Genomic DNA, 24966 nt, shown 5'->3' on the forward strand with positions numbered 1-24966 from the left:
GATCAGCGCACCTGCCTGAAGGCCAGACGCAAATCGTGAGTCAGCGCGTTCGGCTGCTCCCACGCGGCGAAGTGCCCGCCCTTGGCCGGACGGCTGTAATAGATCAGGTTCGGGAACGCCTTTTTCGCCCAGCTTTCCGGCGCTTGATACAGCTCGTCAGGGAACGCGCTGACGGCGACCGGGATCTTGATGCCCTTCGGCGCGAAGAACGCCAACTTGTTCTCCCAGTACAGCCGCGCCGACGACACCGCCGTATTCGTGAGCCAGTACAGCGTAATGTTGTCGAGCACGTCGTCGCGCGTCAGACCTTCTTGCTTACCGTCGAACACGCGCGCAATGAGTTCGTAGCTGCGCGCGTCGTGATCCAGCATCCACGCGGCCAGACCGACGGGCGAATCCTCGATGCCGTACAACGTCTGCGGTCGTGCCGTCATCTCCTGCGCATAGGCCAATCCATGCGAGTAGAAGAAATCGAGTTGCTCGTAGGCGCGCTTTTCATCCGCGGACAAATTGGCCGGTGCCGGTTTGTGGGCGTCGAGCGAGCGCTGGATCTCGTCGGGCACGGCGCCGGGCATGTTCGTGTGAATCGCCAGAAGTCCCGGCGGCGCTTGCACGGCCATCTGCTCGGTCACGGCATCGCCCCAGTCGCCACCCTGCGCAACGTAATGCTGATAGCCGAGTCGGCGCATCAATTCCTCCCACGCACGAGCGATGTGCGCCGGGTCCCAACCCAGTTCGTTGGGTTTGCCCGAGAAGCCGTAGCCCGGCAGCGAAGGAATCACGACGTCGAACGCGTCGTCGGCGCTGCCGCCGTGTGCCGTCGGATTCGTGAGCGGATCGATCAGCTTTAACTGCTCGATGACCGAACCCGGCCAGCCGTGCGTCACGATGATGGGTAATGCGTTCTTGTTCTTCGAGCGCACGTGGATGAAGTGGATGTCCACGCCATCGATGTTCGTCACGAACTGCGGCAACGCATTCAGCTTCGACTCCACGCGACGCCAATCGTAGTCGTTTGCCCAGTACTGCGCCAGCTTCTTCATCGTCTCCAACTGCACGCCCTGCGTGCCGTCGTTCACCAGTTCGCGGCTCGGCCATTTGGTGGCGGCGATGCGCTGACGCAGGTCCTTCAACGACTGCTCCGACGCATGGAACTGGAACGGACGGATGGACGTGTCGACGGCTTGCATCGATGCGGTTGTCGCTGGCGTCGCCTGCGTCACTTCAATCGGCTGCGCCGCATTGGTCCATGCGGGCACGAACAAACCGATGGACGCGAGCGCGGCTATCACCGCCAGCGCACGCATCGAGCGCGCAGGACCGGCGCGACGGGGGAGTGTTGCTGAATGCATTTTCTGTGTCTCGGGGGGAAAGAGGCGTCAGACGAGATTGAGCTCGACGTCGATGTTGTTACGCGTGGCCTTCGAGTACGGGCAGGTCTGGTGCGCGGCGTCGATGAGCGACAGGGCGACGTCGCGCTCGAGTCCCGGCAGGCTGACGTTCAGGCGAGCCTTCAGGAAGTACGCGCCGTCTTCGTTGGCCAGATCGACTTCGGCGTCGACGGCTGTGCCGACCGGCAGTTGAATCTTCAGCTTGCCAGCGGCCAGACCCATCGCGCCGATGAAGCAGGCGGACCAGCCAGCGGCGAAAAGTTGCTCAGGGTTCGTGCCGGGACCGCTCGAACCGGGCGAGGACAGCTGGACATCGAGCTTGCCGTCGGAACTGCGGGCGGAACCGTCGCGGCCGCCAGTGGTGTGGGTCTTGCCGGTGTAGAGGATCTTGCTAGCCATGATGTTTTCCTTTCGATTTGGGTTGAGATTGCCTGCGAATCGTCTTTTGTTCGTATCCGATTCAATCGGATGCGATGAATGATGCGACAGGCGAAATCAAAAGTCAACACCTTCCGATTAAATCGGATGCGATGTATATTGTGGTGAAATCGAACGAACCCACGAGAACTGAACATCATGAGCAAATCGAAGCCCACCGAAACCGCGCTGCCAAACCTCAGCGACTTCATGTGTTTCGCGGTGTACTCGGCCAATCTGGCCTACGGGCGCGCCTACAAGTCCATTCTTGAAGAGCTGGGCGTGACCTATACCCAATGGATTGCGATCGTGGCGCTCTGGGAGGAAGACAACGTTTCCGTCAAACGGCTGGGCGAGAAGCTGTTCCTGGAGTCGAACACGCTCACGCCCATCCTGAAGAAGCTCGAAGAACTCGGCTATCTGCGTCGTCAGCGCGACCCCGCCGACGAGCGGCAGGTCATCGTCAGCTTGACGGAAGAAGGGAAGCAGCTGCGCAAGAAGGGTGCGCAGCGCGATCTGATTGCGGCGACCGGACTCGACCTCGACGATTTCGATCGCACGCAAAAGACCATCGCGAAAATGCGCGACAGTCTGCTCAAGCACGCTAACGGCGATTGATTATCTGACTACCGTCGAACGCGAGTTGCCCGTGCGTCACTCGCCGATCAGAAACGGCGGCCCGAAGCGCGTCGCGATGTGTTCCGTCGACTCGAACAGCTCACGCAGGACCTGACTGGTGCACGTCGGTTGTACGTAAAGATAGAAGGCGACGTCGGGCAGACGGGGCAGCCCGTCGGCTTCCGAGAGCACGCGCATGTTGGCGTCGAGCAATTCGGTGGTGCGCGCTGTCACGCCAAGGCCTGCGCTGATCGCAGCCTTGATGCCGGTGAGCGTCGGTGAGATGAAGCTCGTACGCCACGCGATGCCCGCTGCATTCAGCCGCTCGATGGACAGGCGACGGAACAGACTTAACTCGTCTGCCATTACGAGCGGCACGGGGGCCGACGCGTTGAAGATGAAGTCGTCGGCACAGATCCACACCATCGGCGACGTGCGCAATTTGATACCGGGAAAGCCTTCGTCGTAGCGCGTCGAGATCGCGAGATCGAGTTCGTTATCGCGCAGCGCGTCCATCAGATGCGGGCTGCGTCCGACGATGATTTCCAGCTGTAATTCCGCCGAAAGTTTCGACAGCCGTCGCAGCATGCTCGGCAGAATCGACTCGGCCACATCGTGCGGCGAGCCGATGCGCAGTTTCTCCGCCGGTCCGCGCGTTTGCATCACCTGCACGGCCTGATCGTTGAGCGCAAGAATCTTGTTGGCATACGCGACGAGACGCACACCGTCCGTCGTCATCGTCTTCTGCCGCCCCTGCTTTTCGAACAGCGGGCAACCCATTTCCTGCTCAAGGCGTTGCATCTGCTGCGTGATGGCCGATTGCGTGCGACCCACGCGCGTGGCGGCCGCCGCAAACGTCTCATGCTGCGCAATCGCGACGAAAGTCCGCAGCAGATCGATATCGAGATTTCGCATAGTCGTCTGACTGAATACTTCAGAAACGTTAATGTTTTCTGGATAAAAATTAAATTGTTCTGAGCAATTTTGGTGGATAACCTGCCTGACACTCAAGCAATATTTATGTGACCGGGGGTGGAAGCCGGCATTGATCGGTCCCCCGCTAATCGATTCACGTCATTTGCTCTCGCGCACACGACAATGAATCGACACCCTTCGGTCAAACCCAAGGAGACTCAGGATCATGTGGCAACGACACCTTGCTGGCGCGCTGTTCGCAACACTCGCCATGACGGGCATCACGAACCTGGCACACGCCGACCAGCTGGCTGACATCAAGGCGCGCGGCACGCTCGTTTGCGGCACGCAAAACGCCAGCGAACCGTATGCCTTCCCCGATGCCGCCACGCGCAAGATCGTCGGCTTCGACGTCGACGTGTGCACTGCGCTCGCGAAAGGCCTCGGCGTGAAGCTCGAACACCGCGCCCTGTCGACCGACGCCCGTATCCCCGAACTCAAGACCCGCCGCGTCGACGTGCTTGCTGCCGCCGTTGCGTGGATGCCTGCGCGCGCCGCGCAGGTCGACTTCAGCGATCAGTACTTCGTCGCCCCGATTCGCGTGCTGGTGCGCGCTGACTCGCCGGTGCAGACGCTCGATCAGCTCTCGGGCAAGAAGATCGCGGCCTCGGAAGGTTCCAGCTCGGCGGCGGTGTCGGTGACGCGTCTGCCGGACTCGAATCTGCTGACGTTCCACGACATCTCGTCGGCGTTCCTCGCGCTGCAACAGGGCAAGGTCGAAGGACTGGTCGCCGGACAACTGATCCTCGCGCGCTTCGCCAATGAAGCGGCAGCCAAGGGCGGACAGCAGTACCGTCTGCTGACCAAGCCGGTGTTCGAAGAGCGCTGGGGCGTGGTGATGAACAAGGGCGAGCCTGCGCTGCGTGACGCCGTGAACAAGATTCTGGTCGACTACGACAAGACGAACGGCTTGCAGGACAGCTTCGAGAAATGGCTCGGCAGCAAGTCCGTGTACAAGTTCACGCGCGACTACAAGGTCGAGCCGATCAAGGTGCAGTGAGCGAGACGTCGCACAATGTTCGATCTCTCGTTTCTGCTCGAAGACGGTTACCTGAAGCTGTTTCGCGACGGCGTACTGACCACGCTCAAGCTGTTCGTGGTCTCGGGAATGCTGGCCATCGTGGTGGGTATCGTGCTCACCACGCTGCGCGCCCTGCCGGTGAAGCTCTTCAAGGGCTTCGTGATCGTGGTGGTGGAGTACCACCGCAACGTGCCGGTGCTGGTGCAGATTCTCGTCTGGTACTTCGGCGTGCCGCAACTGCTGCCGGAAGGTCTGCGCGACTGGATCAACGCGGGCAACACCGAGTTCTTCTTCGCGACGGTCGCGCTGGCGCTCAACGCCGGTGCGTTCATCTCGGAAGACCTGCGCTCGGGCCTGCGTGCGATTCCGCATACGCAGCAGGAGGCCGCGTGGTCCATCGGCCTCACGTACTTGCAGTCGTTTCGCTACGTGATCCTGCCGCAAGGCATTCGCGTGGCGTTGCCTGCCCTGCTCAACCAGTCGCTGCTGCTGTTCAAGAACAGTTCGCTCGCGATGGCGATCGGCGTGCATGAGTTGCTGTACCGCACGCGTCAGATCGACAACCTGACGTTCCGTACCTTCGACGTGTTTCTGGTGGCCACGATTCTGTATCTGATCGGTACGCTCGCGCTCATGGCGCTCTCCGAGCACTTCGCCAAGCGCCGCACGGCGCCCTCGGGAGTCTGACGATGTACGAGATTCTTCACGACTATCTCGCACTGTTCCTCGTCGGTAGCTGGCCTAACGGACCGCTCGGCGGTGTGGCGATCACGTTGATTCTGTCGGCGCTGGGGTTGGTGATTTCGTTTCCGATTTCGGTGCTGATCGGTCTGGCGCAGGTCTCGCCGTGGCGCTGGATGCGACGCCTCGCCGGAATCTGGACACGCTTCGTGCGCGGCATTCCGTTGCTGATGATCATCTTCTGGGCGTACTTCGCCGTGCCGTTGCTGGTGGGGGCCGAGGTCTCGGCGTTCACCACCGCCGTGTGCGCGATCATCGTCTACGAGAGCGCTTTCCTGTCGCAGATCGTGCGCGCAGGTCTCGAAGGTCTACCGCGCGGACAGATGGAAGCGGCGCGCTCTAACGGCCTGTCGTGGCTGCAAAGCATGCGTTACGTGCAACTGCCGCAGGCGCTCGCGAACATGCTGCCGTCAATCGTCAACCAGTTCGTATCGATCATCAAGGCGACGTCGCTCGCTTACGTGATCGGTGTGCCGGAGCTGACGTATTCGGCGGCGCAGGTCAATACGATCACGCTGACCAAGCCGCTGCAAACGTTCCTCGTGCTCGCAGCGTTCTATTTTGTGTTGTGTTTCGCCATTTCCCGATTCGCAGGCTGGTTGGAGCGACGTATCGCCCGCCAGCGCGCGGGACTGGCGCAAGCGCAGGTTTCAAGACGGTTTATGAAGGAGAGCGCGATCATGACCATGCTCGCATTCGAAAAGGTCGACAAGTTCTACGGCGAACATCACGTGCTCAAGGGCATCGATGCCACGATCGGACGCGGCGAGGTTGTCGTCGTGTGCGGTCCGTCCGGTTCGGGCAAGTCGACGCTGATTCGCACGGTGACACGACTCGAAGCCATTCAGAAGGGACGCATTCTCTTCGAGGGCAAGGACGTCAACGCCCGCGACATGAAGATCAACCAATTGCGCGCGCGCATCGGTTTCGTCTTCCAGAGTTTCAACCTGTTTCAGAACCTGTCGGTGCGGCAGAACCTGATTCTTGGGCCGACGAAGGTGCTCGGCATGTCGCGCGACGAAGCGGTCGCGCAGGCCGAGACGCTGCTCACGAAAGTGGGCCTCGCCCACAAGATCGACGCGATGCCCTCGAACCTCTCGGGCGGCCAGCAACAGCGCGTGGCCATTGCCCGGGCGTTAGCGATGAAACCGCCGCTCATGCTGTTCGACGAACCGACGAGCGCGCTCGATCCGGAGATGGTGCAGGAAGTGCTGCAAGTCATGCGCTCGCTCGCGGACGAAGGCCTCACGATGATGATCGTCACGCACGAAATGGGCTTCGCACGCGACGTGTCGAGCCGCGTGTGGTTCATGGATCAGGGCCAGTTGCTCGAAGACGCACCGCCGTCGGAGTTCTTCAGCCAACCGAAGCACGCGCGTGCGCAGCGATTCCTGCAGGACGTGCTGCGGCCGTCGCCGATGATCAGCGTGCCGCGCGATGCGGTGCCTGCGTGATTCCGTCCTCGCACGCTTGAATCGACCACACCGAACACACGATAGCGCCACACCCGCGCACCTCACATAACAAAGCACTACGGAGAAGACTTTCACCATGTCCACGACTCAACTTCCCGAACAACGTCAGGCCGCTGTGAGCGACGCCATCGCTGCCATGAAGGCCGCGCTGGCCCCGGCGGGCGAGACGCGTCCCGCACTGGCCGAAGTGCTCGAACAGGTCAAGGCGCTCGCCGCGCGCACCGCACTTTGGAGCGAGGCTGACTTCCCGCCGCCGACTGACGGCGAGCTGCAAGCACGCTATCTGATTCATGAAGATGCCGACAAGACCTACGCCCTGTATCTGAACGTCATGCGTCCCGGCAAGAAGATCACGCCGCACAACCACACGACGTGGGCGTGCATCGCGGCGGTCGACGGCGTGGAATACAACTACGTCTACCGCCGTACCGACGACGGCACGACGCCTGGTGTCGGCACGCTCGAAGTAAGCGACACCGTTGTGGTGGACCCGGGCCACGGCATTGCGTTGGCGTCGGACGACATTCACGCAGTCGAGATTCAGGGCGACGCGCCGATTCGCCATCTGCACATGTACGGCCGTGCGCTGGAGACGCTGACCGAGCGCATCACGTTCGATCTCGCCAAGGGCACGTACCAGGTGATGGATATCGGCGTGAAGACGCGCCGCTGATTCCCTGACTTTCTGACGCAGCACTGACCGTCGGCACGCGCATCGCCGACGGCAAGCGACAAGACGCACCGACGGCGCGACGCCAATCGCGCCACCCGCATCACACCGCCCATGCCACTGGCACGAGCGGTGCGGGCCTGCTCATGCCTACGTTTTGGCGTGCCTTCGCGCGGTCTGGCATGCGGCAGGCGAAATTGATCAACGACCTAACGTTACGACACCGGCTATGACTTCGTTCACTCCTCATTTTGTGTCGCCTGCCCTGCTCAAGGAATGGCTGCACGACGGCGCCGAGATCGCCGTGTTCGACGTGCGCGAGCACGGCCAGTACGGCGAGGCGCATCTCTTCTATGGCGTGACGCTGCCCTACAGCCGTCTCGAACTCGACATCGTGCGTCTGGCACCGCGTCGTGACGCGCGCATCGTCGTCTATGACACCGACCAGAGCGTGGCGGTGCTGGCGGCACAGCGTCTCGATGCGCTGGGTTATTCGGATGTGTACGTGCTCGAAGGCGGCACGCAAGCGTGGCAAGCGGCGGGCTTCACGCTGTTCGCCGGGGTGAACGTGCCCTCGAAGACATTCGGCGAACTCGTCGAGATGGCTTATCACACACCACGCGTTACGGCCCGTGAGCTTGCAGCCATGCGCGAGCGCGGCGACAACGTGGTGATTCTCGACGGACGTCCCGTCAACGAATATCTGAAGATGACGATCCCCTCGTCCATCTGCTGCCCGAATGGCGAACTGGGTTATCGCATTCGCGATCTGGTGCCGGACACGACCACGCCCATCGTCGTGAATTGCGCGGGTCGTACGCGCAGCATCATCGGCGCGCAGACGCTCATCAACCTCGGTATTCCCAATCCGGTGATGGCGCTGGAGAACGGCACGCAGGGCTGGTATCTGGAAGACCTGCCGCTGGAGCATGGCAGCACGCGTCGTTACCCCGACGCGGTGTCGCCTGCCAGCGTCATGCAAATGCGCGAAGCCAGCGGCGTGCTGGCCGAACGCTTCGCCGTGCCGGAAGTGGATGCGTCGACGTTTGCGCAATGGGCGACGGATACGTCGCGCACGCTGTTCCTGTGCGACGTGCGCACGCCTGAGGAATATGCCGCAGGCACGCTGCCGGGCGCGCAGCATACGCCGGGTGGGCAACTGATTCAGGCGACGGATCAGTACGTGGGCGTGCGTCATGCGCGCGTGGTGCTGTTCGACAACGACGGTGTGCGTGCGCCCATCGTCGCGAGCTGGTTGCGTCAGTTGGGTCACGACGCTTACGTGTTGCGTGACGGTCTCGCCAGCGGTGCATCGCTGGCCGCGCCGACGCCGGGTGTCGAGACGACGCTTCCGGAGATCGACGTCGCGGCGCTGAAGACGGCGCTGGCCGACGGCAGCGTGACGGTGGTCGACGTGCGTCCGAGCATGAGCTTCCGCCGTGAGCATGCGACGGGCGCGCAATGGGCGATTCGTCCGCGTCTGCCGAAGTTGCCCGCGTCGGGCAATGTCGTGCTGATCGCCGACGAGCGCGGTGTGGCCGAGTTGTTCGTGGCGGATTGGCGTCGTGAAAATGCGCAGGACACGCGCACGTTCTCGGTGCTTGCGGGTGGGTTCAAGGCATGGGCTGCCGCCGGATTGCCGGTCGAAGCGACGCAGGACTCGCCGCCGGACGCGGATTGCATCGACTATCTGTTCTTCGTGCATGACCGTCACGATGGCAACAAAGCGGCCGCGCGTCAGTATCTGGCGTGGGAAACCGGCCTGCTCGCGCAGCTGGACGAGCACGAGCGCGGTGCTTTCCGAATTGGTGATGCCGCCGTCGCGAAGTAAGCTGTGACTTTCGGCGCGCAAGTGACCCTCTCGGTCCTGCGCGCCGACGATGCATGACCTGAACCGTCCGAACTGTCCTCTCTACGCCAGACCATGTCCCGACAATCCCCCCCGTCTTCTTCGTCTTCCGAATCCACTCCCTCCGCCGAGCACGACACGCCGCATGATGGTCGCTCGACGCGTGTTGCAACGCGCCTCGTTAAAGGTGGCATGGACACGGCCGTCATTGGCGGTCGTGCCGTCAACCCGCCGGTCGTGCGTGCTTCCACGGTATTGTTCGAATCGATGGACGATCTGAACGATGCACGTCGCCGTCGCGGCACGGAGCGCATGTTCACGTACGGCGCGCGGGGCAACCCGACGGGCTTCGCGCTCGAAGATGTCGTCGCCGGGCTGGAAGGTGGATATCGCGCGCGTCTGTTCCCGACGGGACTGGCAGCGATCTCGATGGTGTTCCTTGCTTACGTGCGTCCTGGCGATCACGTGCTGATTGCGGATTGCGTGTATCAGCCGGTGCGTCATTTCGTCGAGACGTTCCTCAAGCCATGGGGTGTGCACGTCACGTTCTTCCGTGCGGACGGCAGCGACGCTGCCGAGCACATGACGGCGCGCACGAAGATGATCTACGTGGAAGCTCCCGGCTCGCTCGTCTACGAGATGTGCGACATTCCGGCGCTGGCCGATCTGGCGCATCGTCACGGGGCGCTGCTGGTGGCTGACAATACGTGGGGATCGGGCGTGCAATGCCGTCCGCTGATGCTCGGGGCGGACATCTCGGTGATGGCCGCGACGAAGTACCTGAGCGGTCATTCCGACGTGATGATGGGCACCGTCACCACAACGCAGGAAGTCTGGCAGACCCTCTCGACGATGGCCGACGCGCAAGGCGTGGCCGTCAGCCCCGACGATGCCTATCTCGTGTTGCGTGGCACGCGCACGCTTGCGGCGCGTCTGGCGATGCACGAGCGCAATGCGCTGGAGGTGGTGCATTGGCTGGATGGATTGCCGGACGTGGCGCGCGTGTTCTGTCTGGCGCTGCCGACGGACCCGGGGCACGAACTGTGGCGTCGGGATTGTCTGGGCACGAACGGGCTGGTGTCGTTCGAGTTTGCCAACGCGACGCCCGTGCAGGCGGACCGCTTCGTCGATTCGCTGAAGCTCTTCGGCATCGGTGCGTCGTGGGGCGGCTTCGAGAGTCTGGCGACGGTGTCGAACGTGGTCGGCACACGCACGTGCGAAGACTGGTCGCATGCCGGTCCCATCGTCCGTCTGCACATCGGTCTGGAAGATCCGCAGGATCTTATTGATGATCTGGCTGCGGCGTTTGATACGGTGTTCGGGAAGTAAGTCGATGCGCATCCGGCGCGCGTTGGTTGTCAGTTCGGTGCCGGATTCGCGTCGATGAACTTGGCGATGGCGTCGACAACGCTCGGTGCGATCGGCAGCGTCGCGTCGCCGTAGGTTTGGATGTTGGCGGCGCGATCGTCGCTCGTGACTGTCTTCAGGACGTGGTTGACGTCCGGCAGGAGCGCGAGCGTCGCGGTGGGATGCGCTTGCTTGAGGCGTTGGGCATCCACCGTGCCCACCTGAAGATCGCGCTCGCCCTGCACGATGAGCACTGGTACGCGAACGCGAGCGATCAGTTGGGTCGGGTCCTGCGCGAACAGGCTGATCAGGAAGCCCTGTACCGCCGGATTGAAGAGCGGTACAAGCGGTGGCGGGAGCGTCGATACCTCGACGCGGTGTCCCTGCACCAGTTCGCGAATCGCGACATCACCGGCGTCGGCCAGCGTGCCATTCGCCGGGTTCGCATGAAGCTGCTCGCTAATCACGTCACCCAACGCTCTGCCCGCCGTCGACACGAGAATCAGACCACACACCGATTCGGGATGCCGTGCCGCCGTGGCGAGCGCCATTAACCCGCCTTCGCTATGACCGAGCAGCCAGACGCATCGTCCGCCGGTCTTCGCGCGAATGGTAGCGATCCACGAAAACGTGTCCTGAACATAGTCGTCGACGGTGACGGCATTGGCGTCGGGCACGGCCTTGGCACTGCCGAACATCCCCCGCTTGTCGATACGGACGCTACCGATGTGTTGCCGCGCGAGACCTTCTGCGAGTTGACGGTACATCGAAGCTTTCACGCCGAGCGGACTGTTGCCGTCGCGATTCGTCGGGCCGGAGCCGGGGATGATGAGGACGGTGGCGCGACTATTCGACGGTGCGACGAACGTCCCTGCAAGCGGCCCTTGCATGCCATGCGGCCCCGATGCCTGAATTTCGGTGGAAACGGTCGTGGCTGACGCGGCCGAGGGCGCCACGACGCCAGCAAGACCCAACGCGAACGGGAGAACGGACTTGATCATGATCGTGATGTCGGCGAAACGGTGATACGTCGCACCATAGCACCGGGCCGAAGCGTCGCGTTTGCACATCCCATGCGTTGGGCGTCTTCGTTTCGATGTGACGTGTAGCGCTCGTTTTGCGATGGCACATACGAGCGCTACGTCCATCCGACGCTGCATCGGTTACTTGGCAGATGCGGCCGCGGGGTTCGTGCCGTCGAGCGTCGTCAGAATCTGATGGGCGGCGCGTAGTCGTTCGTCCATCGGATAGTTCCTGTTGGCGAGTAGCACGATCGCCATCTGCTTCGACGGGACGAAGGCCACATACGTGCCGAACCCGCTCGTCGATCCCGTCTTGTTGACCCACGATACCGGTGCCGGTGCCATCGGCGGCGTGAGTTCGCGCGCAGGCGTCGATTCCATCGACATCCGCGTGGAGTTACCCTCGATCAGCGCTTCGACCGTGACGGGGTACGGATACTGTTCCCACGCGAGGTCTTGCGTCATCGGCGCATCGAAGAAGTAGCTCGTGCGCGTCGCGTAGATGGCGTGACGCAGACGCCGGTCATGGACCGCCTTTCCGATATTCGCGTTGACGAAGCGCAGCAAGTCGGAGGCGGTCGTCTTCACACCGTACGCTTCCTGCTCGAACACACCGGGCGAGACGCGAATCGGCTTGCCGTTCTTGTATCCCCACGCGTAGTTCGCCTGCTGATCTTCCGGCACCTTGATGAAGGTGTGCTTCAGATCGAGCGGTTTGAAGACGTGATCCGACATGAGCGTGGCGAAATTGCCGTGCATGGCGCGGGCGGTGATCCAGCCGAGCGCACCGATGCTGATGTTCGAGTACGTGCGTGCGGTGCCGGTCGGCTTGGCGGGCTTCCACGCTTTGAGGTACTGGGTCATCTCGTCGATGTTGGTGACGTCGTCCGGTACCTGTTGCGGCATGCCGCCGGTGGTGTGCGTGCCGAGATTCAGCAGCTTGACGTCGCCGAACGGCGTGCCCGCGAATTCCGGGGCGAGACGGCTGACTTTATCGGTGATCGAGAGCGCGCCGGTGGTCTGAGCGTATGTCGCGAGCGTGGCGGTGAACGTCTTGCTGACGGAGCCGATCTCGAACAGGGTGTCGTCGGTGACGGGCTTGTTGGCGGCCTTGTCGGCGACACCGTAATCGAAGACATAGGATTGTCCGTCGAAGATGATGCCGACGGCCATGCCGGGAATGTCCTGACGCGCCATCAGCGGCGCGATGGTCTTATCGACGACCGCTTTGATCTCGTCTTGCCGGGGATTCGTCTGAACTTGCGCACCGGCTTCGGCAGCATAACTGCGCGCACTAAAGGCCATCCAGCTAATGGCGGCGGTCGCCGCAAGGGCGGCAAACAGGGTGATATGGGGTTTGGTCATCGACGCTCATCTCCGTATGAGGGCTCACCGGGGCGTACATTCTGCATCGCCGTGAGCTGTGGGCGAAGCGTAAACCCAAAGGGGATTGGGTTTGTGATGGGTGCATGTAACCGTTGTAACGGTTGCAACGCTCTGTCGAACTTGCGTTCGTGCTCGGCGGACTCCTCAAATCACCTTGGTTGTCGTTTGACAACCTTCGATCTCCTGACTAACCTTTCGCAGTTGCCAATGATTCGCCCGAGACACTCCAACAAGGACATAGAGAAAGCTATTTGCTACGCCGAAGCGTGTGGCTGGACAGTGAAGATACGCCAAGGCAGAGGGCACGCGTGGGGGTCCTTGTTTTGCCCGGACAACGATTCGGCCTGTCGCAATGGTCGATTCTGCATCAACAGCATTTGGTGTACGCCGAAGGATGCCGACGATCACGTCAATCAATTGAAGCGCGCAATCGACAACTGCTTGAGAAACAGGAAGCCAGAAGAGCCGCAAGCTGTGGATCAGGCTGAGGTCTTGAGTGAAGGTTCTTGAACGAGATACCCAATGAAATACGAATTCACACTGTCGTACAAATTAGACCCGGCCGATTCGGATCTGGATGACTTGATTGAGCGCTTGGGCGAAGCGGGATGCACCGACGCGCTGGTTGGGACGGGCCTCGCAGGGCATTTGTGTCTCGATTTCACCCGTGATTCCACGTCTGCCGAAGAGGCGATGCTAAGCGCGATCGCCGACATTAACCGTGCGATCCCGTCTGCGAAGCTCGTTGAGGCGGGGCCCGACTTTGTTGGCCTGACCGATGCCGCCGATCTCGTCGGCGTGACACGACAGAACTTGCGCAAACTCATGGTCATGCATTGGACCGCATTCCCTTCGCCAGTCCATGCCGGGAGTACGGCGATTTGGCACCTTGCTTTAGTGCTGCAATTTCTTGAGGCGCGCAGGTACAAGTTCGGGCGCCCTCTGATTGATATCGCAGTAGTCGCTATGCAAGTGAACCACGCCAGGGAAGCCGCGCTGATGGGGCCGCTCGTCGACGTCAGATTCGCCACGGCCTACCCTGTAGAGCACTGACCTTAACTCGAAGCCCTTAACCGCACTCTGGATTGATTTTGGACAGACGAAAAAAAAACCGCCCTCAAGGGGCGGCAACACGCTGAAATCAAACAGGGGGAGGGGGGAACTACTTTTCAGCGCGCGGGTATGAACGGTGGAAAGTGTGGCGTGCAATTACAGCGCCGGTTCGGGTTCGCGGTTCTCGGCCTCGCGCATGACGCGGATCGCCTCGGCGGAGATCATCGCGTCGGCGTTGAGCGGGGGGATATCGCCGAACAACGGGCGATAAACGAAATCGCCCACGTCGATGGTCTCGTTCGTCAACGCGCATACGCCGGGATGGTGCGCCTTGCGGATGCGCCAGATCTGCGCGCCGTAGTTGCCGCCGGTGGCGTCGTTCCACGACACCGTGATCGTCAGCTCGCTGGAGATTTCCAGCACGCGCACGATAGGTGCGCGTCGCGTGTACGGGATCACCGGTCGGCAGACGACCGGCTCGGCGTCGAGCATGGCAACGGTGTGCTGCCACACGCCCTGTTCACGCAATGCACGTGACGAGCGCGACGTGCGAGACGTCCGGGACGTCGGTGCGGACACCGACGAAGAAGAGGACGCTGCGGTCCCAGAGGCGCGGCTGCTGCCGCTTCGGTTCGGGCAATTGGTTTGATCGCTTCGCATGTTCAGGCCAGCCGGATGCGCGGCCCGCGAAGGCCGCCGAGTTTTTCCGCGCCCAGCAACACCGTCGCGCGGGCGAACCCGTGCAGCGCGTGCTGATGACGCCGGTACAACATGGCGTGGCTCCACTGCGCAAAGCGTCCGCGCACGATGCCACCTTTGAAAAAGCCGAATCGCCCGAGGGCGCCAAACGCGTTGTAGCCAGACAGCGACAACGACGCGCCAGGGTCGCGATAAGCGAACGGCGGAATTGCGCGGCCTTCAAGCCACGCGCCCAGATGACGGCCGAGATGCGCCGCCTGTTGCGTTGCCACCTGTGCCGTCGGCGGCAATGCACACTCGCCCTGCCCCACGCCTGACGACGTGAACGACGCGCAATCGCCCAGCGCGAAAATGCGTTCGTCCTGCGCCGTCTGCAACGTGGCGCGCACGACGACCTGATTCGCTGCGTTGGTCGTCAGTCCGCCGATGCCGCGCAGACAATCCGGCGCTTTCACGCCTGCCGCCCACACCAGCAAATCGCCGGGAATGAGCTGGCCGTCGTCGCGGTAAAAGCCGTCACGGTCGGCGCACACGACGCGCGTATCTGTCAGCACACGAAAGCCGAGTTGTTCGAGTTGATCCTGTGTCGAGGCGGAGACGTCGGGCGGAAACGCGCCGAGCACGCGCGGTCCGCGCTCGATCAGCGTGAGCTTCAGCCGCTCGCAAATCTGCGGATCGCCGTAACCGGCCGCCATCGCGAACGTGCGGCTCAATTCCGCCGCCAGCGCAACGCCCGTGGTGCCGCCACCAGCGATGACAATGCGCAACGCATCGTCGTTCACGGCGCTACGTAGCGATTCGCAATGCAATGCAGCGTTGAAGGCGGTCGCCTGCGGCTGGCTGTCGATGAAGTGACAAACGTCACGCACACCGGGTAGCGATGCGTCGTCGGCTTGCGAACCCAGCGCGAGCACCAGTGCGTCGTAAGGCACACGACGCTCGCTGAGCAAACGCTTGCCGTCGTGCCCTTCCATTTCCTCCAGCACAATCTCCCGGCGCTCGCGGTCCAGGCCGCTCATGCGTCCCGCCTGATACGTGAAACCGTTGCTGCACGCATGCGAGAGGTACGCCACCTGGCTGTGCGCAACGTCGCACGTGCCTGCCGCAACGGTGTGCAGCATCGGCTTCCAGAGATGGGTGGGATGGCTGTCGACGAGTGTCACGCGCGCAGCACCGGCACGGCCGAGCGTTCTGCCCAGACGAGTTGCCAGCATCAAGCCGGCGATACCGCCACCGACAATCACGATTCGGTTTGCGCGAGACATTTGGGGGGGAAATGTCCAATTCAACAAGTGATGAATAAGCGCATAATAGCGACCGTGTACCCAGCATGTCAAATAGGACGTGTCTGGGGAGGCAGGTACGTTCGGGTCGGGTAGACTTGGCGTATTGCCGTCGCGAAATCCGACCCACCCATCGCTCAATGACTCCTGATAAAGCTCTCTCGCAAGCCGAACCGCCCCGCAAACGCACGCGTGGGCGTCCTACGTGCGACTGCACGCATGGTGCCGACGCGTTGCTTCTGAACGCCCGTCGCATCTTCGCGCAACGAGGGTTCTATGCGAGTAGCGTGCGGCAGATTGCCGAAGCGTCCGGGGTCGATGCTGCGTTGATCTCGCACCATTTCGGCTCGAAAGAAGCGCTTTGGGTCGCGGTTGTTGATCAGATTGCGGCACTTACGCATGCGATGGTCGAAGAGACACATGCCTTGCGCGACGCGCCGGGCGACGCGTCCGAGCGCATCGAAAAAGCGGTGCGCGTATTCGTAGAAGCCGTTTTCGATAACCCGGACGTCGGCATGTTCTTTTCGACGGCGGCGACCGAAGAAGGCGAGCGGCTCGACATCATCACGCAACGGCTCGTGCGCCCGTATCGCGACGCGATGGTGCCGCTCGTTGCCGACTGGCTCAAGGCGCAGAACCGCCCGGTATCCGACGCTGACGTGATGTTCTTCATGCTGACGTCGGCCATCAGCAAGACCGTTTCTTACCGCCACATGATGGGTCCGTTCCTGCCGCCTGAAGGCATGGCCGATCTCAAACGCACGGTGCTCGATTGCGCGATGGCGCTGATCCGGCAGTGAGGCAACGCTGAGAAGATGGACGTCCCAATGCGGGAAGTCCGCAAGCGTCGTATAAGATAGCGGCACCCGGGCCGACTCCCGGCCCGCCTTTTTCTTTACGGTGCCCCCCTATGTCGAACGAAATCAAGCGTCTGCACACCAACGCTCGCATGAGCCAGATCGTGATCGCCAACGGCGTCGTGTATCTGGCCGGTCAGGTCCCCGACACCGCCAACGTGTCCGTCACGCAGCAAACCACCGAAATTCTCACGCGCATCGATTCGCTGCTCGCCGAAGCGGGCGTGAACAAGTCGCGTCTGCTGACCGCGAACATCTGGCTGTCGGACGCCAAGCACTTCGCCGAATTCAACGCCGTGTGGGACGCCTGGGTGCCCGAAGGCCACGCCCCGACGCGTGCCTGCGTGCAATCGCCGCTCATGCGCGCTGGCCTGGAAGTCGAAATCGCCGTGACCGCACTGGCGTAATTTCGCCGTTCGTCACCTGTCCGTGCGCGTGCATCGCATGGACGTCGTGCTCATTCGCGCGTGATCTGTGACGCGCATGAGCCCGCTCCCTCCCCCTTCTCTGATGGTCTGACAGCGCGTCGGACACCTGCTCATGACGTACGACGCCCTAGTGCTCGGTGCCGGTATCGTTGGTGTTTCCGTGGCTGTGCACTTGCAGCGACGCGGCATGTCGGTTGCGCTCATCGACCGCAAGTCGCCCGGTAACGAAACCTCGTTCGGCAACGCCGGGCTGATTCAACGCGAAGGCGTCTATCCGTACGCGTTTCCGCGTGACCTCGGCACGCTGCTGCGCTACGCGCGCAATCGCTCCACGGACGTGCGTTATCACCCGTCCGCGATGGGTTCTGTCGGGCCCTTTCTCGCGCGCTACTGGTATCACTCGGAACCCGCACGTCATGCCGCCATCGCGCGCGAATACAGCACGCTGATTGCGCATTGCGTGACGGAGCATCGCGACCTGATTGCGGCGTCTCGTGCAGGAGCGTTGTTGCGTGAAGGCGGTTGGGTGAAAGTGTTTCGCACAACGTCTGCGATGGACGCTGCACAACGTGACGCCGAGCGCTGGCGCAACGAATACGACGTGCCGTTCGAGCATTTCGATGCCGCGCAATTGCGTGCGGACGAGCCATCGCTCACGCACGCGTTGGTGGGTGGATTACGTTATACGGCGTCCGATTCGGTGAGCGATCCCGGCGCGCTGGTCGCCGCCTATGCGCGTTATTTCGAATCGCTCGGCGGACGCATTTTCACCGGCGACGCGACCACATTGCAGCCGCACTGGTCGGTGCAAACCGAAGTCGGTCGCATCGAAGGCCGTCGCGCGGTCGTTGCGTTAGGACCGTGGGCGGACACCGTGACCCGAGCACTCGGCTACCGCTTCCCGCTCGCCGTCAAACGCGGCTATCACATGCACTATCGCGCGCAGCCGGACGCGAAGCTGAATCAACCGGTGCTCGATGCGGAGTACGGCTTCCTCATCACGCCGATGACGGGCGGTATTCGTCTGACGACGGGCGTCGAACTCGGCCTGCGCGACACGCCGCCCACACCAGTGCAACTGGCGGCCGTCGAACCGCTGGCGCGTGAGACGTTCCCGCTCGGCGAACGCGTCGACCCAGTGCCGTGGCTCGGACGCCGTCCCTGCACACCGGACATGAAGCCGATCATCGGCCCCGCGCCGGGGCATCGCGACCTGTGGTTCGCGTTCGGTCACGCGCATCATGGCCTCACGCTCGGACCGGTGACGGGACGCCTCGTCGCGGAGATGATGACGGGCGACTCGCCTGTGGTCGATCCCACACCGTTCAGGGCCGAACGCTTCTGATCACTGCGGCATCTCTTCCGGGGAGTCGACGCCGGGTGATGGCGTCGACTCGTTCGATTCGTCATCGCCGATCACGCTGATTTCGAACAGCGGCTTGCCAGCGAGTGAACGTACCGCCGGGTCTTCCGGATAGGTCTTGAGCAACGGCAGGATGACCGAGCCGCCAATCACATTGCGACGGCTGTTATCCGCTGGCGACAACCCCCACACGTTCTGATACGTCATCGGCACACTCACGCCGTCGCGTTCCGCATTGCCCAGATACAACATGATGTGACCGTTGATGTGGATCAGCGTCATGAGTGGACGTCCGCGCTCGGCGAGTGTGCGCAGGCGTGTGTCGATGTCGGCATTGCGCAGATCGGTGCGCTTGCCAGCGCGCAACTGATCGGACGAATGCCGCGGCAGCCACACGCCGAACGGCGCGAACAGACTGCGCGTCTCGGCCGAGCAATCGTTGTAGAAGAGCGTGTTGCCCCAGCCGTACGGACGTCCGATCTGCTGCTTCATCACCTGCGCCATGTGGCGTGGCGTCAGCGTCCACGGCATTCGCACGAAACTCGATGCGTCGAGCGCAGCCATGCGCACTTGCGCTTGTCGCTGCGTGTCGGCGATGGGGAACATCGCCATCTGACGTCCGTCTCGCGACTGCACGAGCGGCAACACGGTGCCGATGGGGGCGAACGTTCGGTAGATGGCGGAGGTGGTGCCGGGGGCGGTGTCGCTCAACGTCGTATCGCCACGCACGACGGCACCGAGACCGCGTTGTGCGGCGGCGCGCCAGGTGGCAACGAAGTGCGCGTCGACGGACGCCACCTTGCGCGCATCGATCCAGCCGATGAGGTCGGGCGAATACACGAGCAGCCACGCGCCATCCTGACTGCGTGCGAGCGTGTAGACCGGCGTGCCGGGGCGCAGCGCAGAATCCTGCAAGGCGTCGAACGGATAGCCTTCGCCCGCTTCGCGGAAATCGTAGAACGCGGGATCGTTCGTCGGCAGCAGTCGCACGAGTGCGTTGTCGACGGTGATGCCGCGTCGGCGCGGGTCGTATTGCCAACTGGCGTGATCGGCGTCGAGTTGCGCGAGCGTCATGTTGGACTCGATGGCGCGGATCCACGCCTGTGTGTGCGGCTGGAAGTTCTCGCCGTACGTCTTGCGAATACCGGGGCGGCTATTGTCGAAGCGGCTGACGCGGCGTGCCTGCGAATCGGCAAGCTGGGCGGCACCGCCCGCATTCAGGAGCGATGTAGCCAGCCACGTGCCGTTCCACGGCGACGGATCGCGCGGCGCGGTGCCGAAGTAGCGCGCGCGAAACGCGTCAAAGCGGCGGGTCTGTTCCTGCGCGGAAAGCAGCGGCTGATCGTAACCGGGGGCGTCAGGCCGGATCCAGTGATCGACGTCCTGATCGTAATGCTCGATGGGGAAGCGGCTGATGTTGTAACGCGCGAGGGGCGGCGCCGATGCCGTGTGCCCGGTCGCAGGCGACGATTCGGGGGCGGGAGCGCTGGCGCACGCCGCGAGCATGATGAGCGGCATAGCGGCGGCCAGCCATCTAAAGCGACGCTGGCTGTCCGAAAGGACGGCGGTGCGGTACGAGAGCGCGCGCTGCAAGGTGCCGCGCGCCGCGAGAATTGCGCCCATGTCGTGCAAAGGAGAGCCCGGATGCCGCCATGCTACTCCATCGATGCGGGCCGACTCCCCAAGGTATTCACGACACGTTAGCGATGTGGGGACGAGGCATGCATAACGCCTCGTTCCCACATCGTCGGCGACTTACCAGCGTGCGGTCACGCTGCCGATCACCGTGCGGCCGGTGCCGTAGTAGCACTGCACGGTGGTGTTGCAGCCCGCCACGTAGGTGCGGTCGAACAGGTTGGTCGCGTTCAGTTGCAGACGCCAGCGCCAGCCGATGTCGGCGTGCAGCGATGCGTCGACGAGCGTCACGCTGGGCACCGAGAACGAGTTCACCGAGTCGCCCGCCGTCTGGCCGAGATAACGGATACCGGCCCCTGCGCCGATCTTGGCGTCGCCCACATTGCCGAAGTTGTAGTCGGCCCACAGCGACGCCATGTTGCGCGGCACGCCGTACGGACGCTTGCCCAGATCGGTGTTGTTGCTGCGCGTGACTTCCACGTCCTGATACGTGTAGCTCGCCACCATGTTGAGCTTCGACGTGAGGCTCATGCGCGCCTCGAGCTCCACGCCGCGCGAACGCACTTCGCCCGTCTGAATCGTGTTGCGCGTGTTGGTCGGATCGGCGGTCGAGACGTTTTGCTGCGTCAGGTTAAACAGCGACGCCGTGAAGATAGCATCGGTGTTCAGTGGCTGGTACTTCACGCCGATTTCGTACTGCTGACCCGTCGTCGGTTGGAGTGGTGCACCCGCCAGATTGGTCGAGAGCGTGGGCAGGAACGACGTCGAATAGCTGAAGTACGGCGACAGACCGATGGCCGATTCGTACAGCAGGCCCGCGCGCCACGTGAACTTGTTCGGCGTTTGCTTGACCGACGAATTGTTGATGTTGTTGTCGGTCGTCGACCACGTGAAGTCTTCGCGGCCGCCCAGCGTCAGATACCAGCGGTCCCAGCGCATCTGGTCTTGCAGGTACAGACCGAGCTGCGTTTGCGTCTGGTCGGTGCTGGTCGTCGGGTTGGCGGGCAACACACCCTTCACGCCATAAACCGGTGCGTAGAGATCGAGCGACGGTGCGGAACCCGACCACACGCGGTTCAGGAAGCGCTGCGTCTGGAAGTCCACGCCGCCGACCACTTTGTGCGCGACGGGGCCGGTCTTCGTGTCGTACTGCACGTTGTTGTCGAGCTGCCAGCCGTTCAGGATCGGCGCGGCCTGATAGGCCGTGCGTTGCAGCGTACGTTGATCGGCCAGCAGCGCGGTGCCATAGATCGACTTGTAGTCGAGATCCATGTGCGTGAAGCGTGCCGTCGAGCGGAATTGCAGCGCGTCGTTCACGCGGTGTTCGAAGCGGTAGCCGGTGGCGACCTGCGTCTTGCGATAGCGGTCGAACGACGGATCGCCGGTGAGCAGATCGCGGTCGATGCGTCCCCAGCGGGAGTCCTTCACCATGCCCAGCGCCGGGCCGTAGCTGACCGACGAGCCCATGTTGTCCTGCATGTAATTGACGAACCACGTGAAGCTCGTCTGCGCGTTCGGACGCCACGTGATCGACGGCTGAATCATCAGACGGTCGTCGCTCACGTTGTCGGTCTGCGCGTTCGACATCCGGCCAAGGCCGGTGATGCGATAAAGCAGCGTGCCGTCTTCGTTGGCCGGGCCGGTCATGTCCACGCGCAGTTGACGACGGTCGAACGTGCCGTAGTCGACGCCGATCTCGCGGTAGGCTTCCGCGCTCGGTGCCTTGCTCACCAGATTGACGAGACCGCCGAGGTTGCCTGCGCCATAGAGGATCGAGCTGGGTCCGCGCAGCACTTCCACGCGCTCAAGCGTGTACGGATCGACGCGAACGGCGGCGTAGCTGCCGGGGCGGTTCGCGATTTGCGGCACACGCAGGCCGTCCCAGTAGACGTCGGCATTGAAGCCGCGAATGTAGAACCAGTCGGCGCGGGTGTCGCTGCCGAACGGATCGGCGTTGACACCCGCGGCGTACTTCAGCGCGTCCGTCACCGTCTGGACGGCCTGATCGTTCATCTGATCGCGCGGGATCACGCTGATCGATTGCGATGTCTGCATGATCGACGTATCCGACTTGGTCGCCGTATCGCTGCGCGTGGCCACGTAGCCGACCACCGGGCCGCGTGCGACGTCGCGCTCGGCACGGGCGGTCACGTCGGTCTGCGGCAGGGCCACGGCTGCACCCGTGGCCGCGCCTGCCGTGGCGTTCGGGCCGGGCGCGACGATGTAGCCGCCGTTCGGCTGGCCGGTCGCTTGCAGGCCGCTGCCTTCGATCAGGATCGCGAGGGCGAGCGACGGCGTGTACGTGCCGGAGACGCCTGCCGTGCGCTTGTCGGCGATCTGGGCGGCGTCGTACGAGATCATCAGGCCCGTCTGCTGCGCGAACGCGACCAGTCCCTGCTGCAGCGAACCGGCGGGGATGTGCAGCGACTGCGCAGCGCGTGCGGCGGTGGTCGCCGGTGCCGGTGTCTGTGCATGCGCGTCCGGCGACGTGAAGACGGTCAGTGCTGACAGGGCGGTCAGCGTGAAGAGCGCCCCGGCGGCGAGGGCGACGGCGCGGTGTGTGTGACTGGCGTGATGAACGGGCGTGCGGGCACGTGCGGCACGCGAGAGCGTGTGGCTGACGTGAGAAGACATGACGGCGGTTTCCTTTCCTGGGAGCATCGAAACATCGAATTGGGCTTTCCTGTCTATGCCCCGCGAGATTCGAAAACCCCTCAGTCCGACGTCAAAAAATTTTTCGTCGCGTTGGCGACGGCTGTTTCAGGTGTGTGTGCGGTCGCCGCCGATGGCGCGACGCGTCGGCACTTCGGTGGGTGAACGGCCGGTGTTTGCGTTCGCATGGCTGCCCGGCTGAACGCGCACGAACCAGCGGGTGTAGCGCTGGACGTCGACGGGCAAGGCCCGTGACAGCATGTCGAGCACGCGATCGGTGTCGTCGACCGGATAGATGCCCGATACCGGCAAGCGTGCGATCTCCGGCGCGCAGCCGAGATGCCCGCGTCGATAGCGACCTAGTTCGGCGAGGAACGCGCCGAGCGGCATGGCGTGCACGACGAGCATCCCTTGCGTCCACGCGGCGGCGGCATTGGCGACGCCCACATCGTCGAAGCGTGAGCGCAGGGCCGTGGCGTCGAAGGTGGCGCCCTGCCCGGCGGTGAGAACGACGGCGGCATCGGCCGCGTTGGCCGGGACCACACGAACCGCGCCTTCCAATACGGCCACGGCAGCGCTGTCGTCGTGCTGACGGACGGCGAAACGCGTACCGAGCGCCTGAAGACTGCCCTGCGCGGTGTCGACGAAGAACGGGCGATGCCCGTGGTCGGCGTCCGCACCGGTGGTGATGGCGATTTCCCCGCGCACGAGTCGCAGACGACGCACGTCCTGCGAGAAGTGCATGTCGACGGCGGAATCGGTGTTGAGCGCGAGGACGGTGCCGTCGGCAAGCTGCACCGTGCGGCGTTCGCCGACGCCGGTACTCAGATCGGCACGCCAGGCGCGCACGGTGTTCGAGTCGCTGGCGGACCAGACCGCGCCCGTCACACCTGCGACGGCGATGAGGCCGAGCACGCGGCGTCGGCTCTGATTCGCGTTGGCACGCACGAGCGTGTTGTGCGCGACCAGCGGCGGAATCGTCCGAAGGTGCGCGCCAAAGTCCACCAGACGCTGCCACGCGAGCGCGTGTCGCGCGTCGGCGTCGTGCCAGCGTTGCCAGTCGGCGTGCGTGTCGGCATCCGCGTCATTGGCCCCGACGGCTTGCAGACGGACGAACCATTCGGTGGCCGCAAGCGTGACGGCTTCCGGTAGCGGCGTGGTGGCGGAGAGGTTGACGGCGCTCTGGTCGGCGGGCATCGGGCGGCTCATGTGGCGTCTCCGAAGCAGCAGGCGTGCAGGGCTTTGACGATATGGCGTTGCACGGTGGCGATGGAGATACCGACGGTCTCGGCGATGTCGCGCTGTGCGAGGCCGTCGAGTTGCGACATGAGGAAGACGCGGCGCACGACAGGCGGCAGGCCGTCGAGGCGACGGTCGATCTCGATGAGTGTCTGGAGCAGGATGGCGCGGGTCTCGGGATCGGGGGCGACGGCTTCGGGCTGTGCGGCGAGCGTGTCGAGATAAGCGGCTTCGATCTTGCGATGGCGATACAGATTGGCGACCAGCCCTTGCGCGACGACGGTGAGAAAGGCGCGGGGTTCGCGCGGGCAGACGGGCGTGTCCTTGCTGAGCAGACGCACGAAAGTGTCGTGTGCGAGGTCGGCGGCGTCGCCGTGATTGCCGAGTTTGCGATGCAGCCAGTTGCGCAGCCAGCCATGATGATCGTGATAGAGCGCGGCCACGCCGGACGCGTCCGCGCGTGCGTGATCTTTGCGTTCCCCGTTGTCGTCACGCATCATGATGTTGGCTTGGTCGCCTGAACCGGCAACCGTCGCTGATCTAGCAGCTTTTGAGGTTAATGATAATCATTCGCATCATATCATGACCTATCGTGCGGTGACGGATGGAGGGGGATTAGGTGATGCAACGCTTAAGAATCGGAATTTTCTTCATCGATTTCACCGACCGGTGTCGTAAGCACGTGTGCGAGCGCATGCATCTGCGCTGTTTGTCCCGATAGGGACGCGGTCCGATTGCTCATCCCCGCGTCGATCAATGGCATCCATTTCGATGCCTAAACATGCAAATTTTTCTAGGACGGACGTAAGCGGACGGCTTTGGGGCTGGGACTCTTTGGGCATGGT

General features: G+C 63.1%; 22 protein-coding genes and 1 pseudogene. 12 read left to right on the forward strand and 11 right to left on the reverse strand.

From position 1 onward, the window contains the following. Window positions 1–2: 2 nt before the first annotated feature. Window positions 3–1352, reverse strand: a complete 1350-nt coding sequence (locus ACIQWO_RS10135; RefSeq protein WP_402822744.1) for an epoxide hydrolase family protein — start codon at window positions 1350–1352, stop codon at window positions 3–5. Between the two features lie 27 nt (window positions 1353–1379). Further along, a complete protein-coding gene (locus ACIQWO_RS10140; protein ID WP_150663769.1) occupies window positions 1380–1790 on the reverse strand; it encodes an organic hydroperoxide resistance protein in 411 nt (136 codons plus the stop codon). Between the two features lie 177 nt (window positions 1791–1967). Between ACIQWO_RS10140 and ACIQWO_RS10145 the strand changes: the two genes are divergently transcribed. Continuing rightward, window positions 1968–2426 carry a MarR family winged helix-turn-helix transcriptional regulator gene (locus ACIQWO_RS10145; protein WP_402822748.1) on the forward strand — a complete coding sequence of 153 codons (459 nt, stop codon included), beginning with the start codon at window positions 1968–1970 and terminating at the stop codon, window positions 2424–2426. 36 nt (window positions 2427–2462) lie between these two features. On the opposite strand, the gene ACIQWO_RS10150 is transcribed toward ACIQWO_RS10145, so the two are convergent. Further along, window positions 2463–3341 (reverse strand): LysR substrate-binding domain-containing protein, encoded by an 879-nt coding sequence (locus ACIQWO_RS10150; protein ID WP_402822751.1) that lies wholly within the window; start codon window positions 3339–3341, stop codon window positions 2463–2465. 226 nt (window positions 3342–3567) lie between these two features. Here ACIQWO_RS10150 and ACIQWO_RS10155 point away from each other — a divergent pair, with 226 nt between their 5' ends. The 7 genes and pseudogenes from ACIQWO_RS10155 to metC all read left to right on the forward strand — a co-directional run bounded on the left by ACIQWO_RS10155 (window position 3568) and on the right by metC (window position 10486). Beyond that, window positions 3568–4401 (forward strand): transporter substrate-binding domain-containing protein, encoded by an 834-nt coding sequence (locus ACIQWO_RS10155; protein ID WP_150663771.1) that lies wholly within the window; start codon window positions 3568–3570, stop codon window positions 4399–4401. Window positions 4402–4416: 15 nt separating this feature from the next. Then, window positions 4417–5109, forward strand: a complete 693-nt coding sequence (locus tag ACIQWO_RS10160) for an amino acid ABC transporter permease (protein ID WP_039394371.1) — start codon at window positions 4417–4419, stop codon at window positions 5107–5109. A gap of 2 nt (window positions 5110–5111) precedes the next feature. After that, a pseudogene (locus ACIQWO_RS10165) lies at window positions 5112–5768 on the forward strand (amino acid ABC transporter permease); the annotation flags it as partial. Window positions 5769–5849: 81 nt separating this feature from the next. After that, window positions 5850–6617, forward strand: coding sequence for an amino acid ABC transporter ATP-binding protein (locus tag ACIQWO_RS10170; protein WP_402823910.1), 768 nt, complete (start codon window positions 5850–5852; stop codon window positions 6615–6617). 97 nt (window positions 6618–6714) lie between these two features. Then, entirely contained in the window at window positions 6715–7311 is a 597-nt protein-coding gene (locus ACIQWO_RS10175; protein WP_402822757.1) for a hypothetical protein, read from the forward strand. Window positions 7312–7537: 226 nt separating this feature from the next. After that, entirely contained in the window at window positions 7538–9139 is a 1602-nt protein-coding gene (locus ACIQWO_RS10180; RefSeq protein WP_402822760.1) for a rhodanese-like domain-containing protein, read from the forward strand. A gap of 93 nt (window positions 9140–9232) precedes the next feature. Then, on the forward strand, window positions 9233–10486 hold the full coding sequence (metC, locus tag ACIQWO_RS10185) for a cystathionine beta-lyase (protein ID WP_402822763.1): 1254 nt from the start codon (window positions 9233–9235) through the stop codon (window positions 10484–10486). Window positions 10487–10515: 29 nt separating this feature from the next. On the opposite strand, the gene ACIQWO_RS10190 is transcribed toward metC, so the two are convergent. Both ACIQWO_RS10190 and blaPNC read right to left on the reverse strand, forming a co-directional pair. Continuing rightward, window positions 10516–11505 carry an alpha/beta hydrolase gene (locus ACIQWO_RS10190; protein ID WP_402822766.1) on the reverse strand — a complete coding sequence of 330 codons (990 nt, stop codon included), beginning with the start codon at window positions 11503–11505 and terminating at the stop codon, window positions 10516–10518. Window positions 11506–11667: 162 nt separating this feature from the next. Next, window positions 11668–12891, reverse strand: a complete 1224-nt coding sequence (gene blaPNC, locus ACIQWO_RS10195; protein WP_402822769.1) for a PNC family class C beta-lactamase — start codon at window positions 12889–12891, stop codon at window positions 11668–11670. Window positions 12892–13434: 543 nt separating this feature from the next. Between blaPNC and ACIQWO_RS10200 the strand changes: the two genes are divergently transcribed. Next, the gene (locus ACIQWO_RS10200; RefSeq protein WP_402822772.1) at window positions 13435–13965 is read left to right on the forward strand and encodes a DNA-binding protein; all 531 of its coding nucleotides are present in this window, start codon (window positions 13435–13437) and stop codon (window positions 13963–13965) included. A gap of 156 nt (window positions 13966–14121) precedes the next feature. On the opposite strand, the gene ACIQWO_RS10205 is transcribed toward ACIQWO_RS10200, so the two are convergent. Both ACIQWO_RS10205 and ACIQWO_RS10210 read right to left on the reverse strand, forming a co-directional pair. After that, window positions 14122–14478 (reverse strand): DUF3331 domain-containing protein, encoded by a 357-nt coding sequence (locus ACIQWO_RS10205; protein WP_402822774.1) that lies wholly within the window; start codon window positions 14476–14478, stop codon window positions 14122–14124. Between the two features lie 149 nt (window positions 14479–14627). Then, window positions 14628–15929 (reverse strand): NAD(P)/FAD-dependent oxidoreductase, encoded by a 1302-nt coding sequence (locus ACIQWO_RS10210; protein WP_402822777.1) that lies wholly within the window; start codon window positions 15927–15929, stop codon window positions 14628–14630. Window positions 15930–16087: 158 nt separating this feature from the next. Here ACIQWO_RS10210 and ACIQWO_RS10215 point away from each other — a divergent pair, with 158 nt between their 5' ends. The 3 genes from ACIQWO_RS10215 to ACIQWO_RS10225 all read left to right on the forward strand — a co-directional run bounded on the left by ACIQWO_RS10215 (window position 16088) and on the right by ACIQWO_RS10225 (window position 18577). Continuing rightward, on the forward strand, window positions 16088–16747 hold the full coding sequence (locus tag ACIQWO_RS10215; protein WP_402822780.1) for a TetR/AcrR family transcriptional regulator: 660 nt from the start codon (window positions 16088–16090) through the stop codon (window positions 16745–16747). Between the two features lie 110 nt (window positions 16748–16857). Continuing rightward, on the forward strand, window positions 16858–17211 hold the full coding sequence (locus tag ACIQWO_RS10220) for a RidA family protein (protein ID WP_039394400.1): 354 nt from the start codon (window positions 16858–16860) through the stop codon (window positions 17209–17211). Between the two features lie 133 nt (window positions 17212–17344). Then, window positions 17345–18577, forward strand: a complete 1233-nt coding sequence (locus tag ACIQWO_RS10225) for an NAD(P)/FAD-dependent oxidoreductase (protein WP_402822783.1) — start codon at window positions 17345–17347, stop codon at window positions 18575–18577. Here the strand turns inward: ACIQWO_RS10225 and ACIQWO_RS10230 are convergent, their stop codons facing one another. The 4 genes from ACIQWO_RS10230 to ACIQWO_RS10245 form a co-directional block, all read right to left on the reverse strand. Continuing rightward, window positions 18578–20218, reverse strand: a complete 1641-nt coding sequence (locus tag ACIQWO_RS10230) for an SH3 domain-containing protein (RefSeq protein WP_402822786.1) — start codon at window positions 20216–20218, stop codon at window positions 18578–18580. A gap of 132 nt (window positions 20219–20350) precedes the next feature. Then, the gene (locus ACIQWO_RS10235) at window positions 20351–22864 is read right to left on the reverse strand and encodes a TonB-dependent siderophore receptor (RefSeq protein WP_402822789.1); all 2514 of its coding nucleotides are present in this window, start codon (window positions 22862–22864) and stop codon (window positions 20351–20353) included. Window positions 22865–22990: 126 nt separating this feature from the next. After that, complete coding sequence (locus ACIQWO_RS10240) at window positions 22991–24091, reverse strand: FecR domain-containing protein (protein WP_402822792.1); 1101 nt, start codon at window positions 24089–24091, stop codon at window positions 22991–22993. Beyond that, window positions 24088–24621 carry a sigma-70 family RNA polymerase sigma factor gene (locus tag ACIQWO_RS10245; protein WP_402822795.1) on the reverse strand — a complete coding sequence of 178 codons (534 nt, stop codon included), beginning with the start codon at window positions 24619–24621 and terminating at the stop codon, window positions 24088–24090. Before ACIQWO_RS10245 ends, ACIQWO_RS10240 begins: the two co-directional genes overlap by 4 nt. Between the last annotated feature and the right edge of the window lie 345 nt (window positions 24622–24966).

The sequence above is a fragment of the Pandoraea sp. NPDC090278 genome (assembly GCF_044772185.1).
Taxonomy (GTDB): Bacteria; Pseudomonadota; Gammaproteobacteria; order Burkholderiales; family Burkholderiaceae; genus Pandoraea.

Excerpts from the sequence above, each read along its gene's own strand:
- ACIQWO_RS10135 (WP_402822744.1), bottom strand. The coding sequence starts at position 1,352 with ATGCATTCAGCAACACTCCCCCGTCGCGCCGGTCCTGCGCGCTCGATG.
- ACIQWO_RS10140 (WP_150663769.1), bottom strand. The coding sequence starts at position 1,790 with ATGGCTAGCAAGATCCTCTACACCGGCAAGACCCACACCACTGGCGGC.
- ACIQWO_RS10145 (WP_402822748.1), top strand. The coding sequence starts at position 1,968 with ATGAGCAAATCGAAGCCCACCGAAACCGCGCTGCCAAACCTCAGCGAC.
- ACIQWO_RS10150 (WP_402822751.1), bottom strand. The coding sequence starts at position 3,341 with ATGCGAAATCTCGATATCGATCTGCTGCGGACTTTCGTCGCGATTGCG.
- ACIQWO_RS10155 (WP_150663771.1), top strand. The coding sequence starts at position 3,568 with ATGTGGCAACGACACCTTGCTGGCGCGCTGTTCGCAACACTCGCCATG.
- ACIQWO_RS10160 (WP_039394371.1), top strand. The coding sequence starts at position 4,417 with ATGTTCGATCTCTCGTTTCTGCTCGAAGACGGTTACCTGAAGCTGTTT.
- ACIQWO_RS10170 (WP_402823910.1), top strand. The coding sequence starts at position 5,850 with ATGCTCGCATTCGAAAAGGTCGACAAGTTCTACGGCGAACATCACGTG.
- ACIQWO_RS10175 (WP_402822757.1), top strand. The coding sequence starts at position 6,715 with ATGTCCACGACTCAACTTCCCGAACAACGTCAGGCCGCTGTGAGCGAC.
- ACIQWO_RS10180 (WP_402822760.1), top strand. The coding sequence starts at position 7,538 with ATGACTTCGTTCACTCCTCATTTTGTGTCGCCTGCCCTGCTCAAGGAA.
- metC (WP_402822763.1), top strand. The coding sequence starts at position 9,233 with ATGTCCCGACAATCCCCCCCGTCTTCTTCGTCTTCCGAATCCACTCCC.
- ACIQWO_RS10190 (WP_402822766.1), bottom strand. The coding sequence starts at position 11,505 with ATGATCAAGTCCGTTCTCCCGTTCGCGTTGGGTCTTGCTGGCGTCGTG.
- blaPNC (WP_402822769.1), bottom strand. The coding sequence starts at position 12,891 with ATGACCAAACCCCATATCACCCTGTTTGCCGCCCTTGCGGCGACCGCC.
- ACIQWO_RS10200 (WP_402822772.1), top strand. The coding sequence starts at position 13,435 with ATGAAATACGAATTCACACTGTCGTACAAATTAGACCCGGCCGATTCG.
- ACIQWO_RS10210 (WP_402822777.1), bottom strand. The coding sequence starts at position 15,929 with ATGTCTCGCGCAAACCGAATCGTGATTGTCGGTGGCGGTATCGCCGGC.
- ACIQWO_RS10215 (WP_402822780.1), top strand. The coding sequence starts at position 16,088 with ATGACTCCTGATAAAGCTCTCTCGCAAGCCGAACCGCCCCGCAAACGC.
- ACIQWO_RS10220 (WP_039394400.1), top strand. The coding sequence starts at position 16,858 with ATGTCGAACGAAATCAAGCGTCTGCACACCAACGCTCGCATGAGCCAG.
- ACIQWO_RS10225 (WP_402822783.1), top strand. The coding sequence starts at position 17,345 with ATGACGTACGACGCCCTAGTGCTCGGTGCCGGTATCGTTGGTGTTTCC.
- ACIQWO_RS10230 (WP_402822786.1), bottom strand. The coding sequence starts at position 20,218 with ATGGGCGCAATTCTCGCGGCGCGCGGCACCTTGCAGCGCGCGCTCTCG.
- ACIQWO_RS10235 (WP_402822789.1), bottom strand. The coding sequence starts at position 22,864 with ATGTCTTCTCACGTCAGCCACACGCTCTCGCGTGCCGCACGTGCCCGC.
- ACIQWO_RS10240 (WP_402822792.1), bottom strand. The coding sequence starts at position 24,091 with ATGAGCCGCCCGATGCCCGCCGACCAGAGCGCCGTCAACCTCTCCGCC.
- ACIQWO_RS10245 (WP_402822795.1), bottom strand. The coding sequence starts at position 24,621 with ATGATGCGTGACGACAACGGGGAACGCAAAGATCACGCACGCGCGGAC.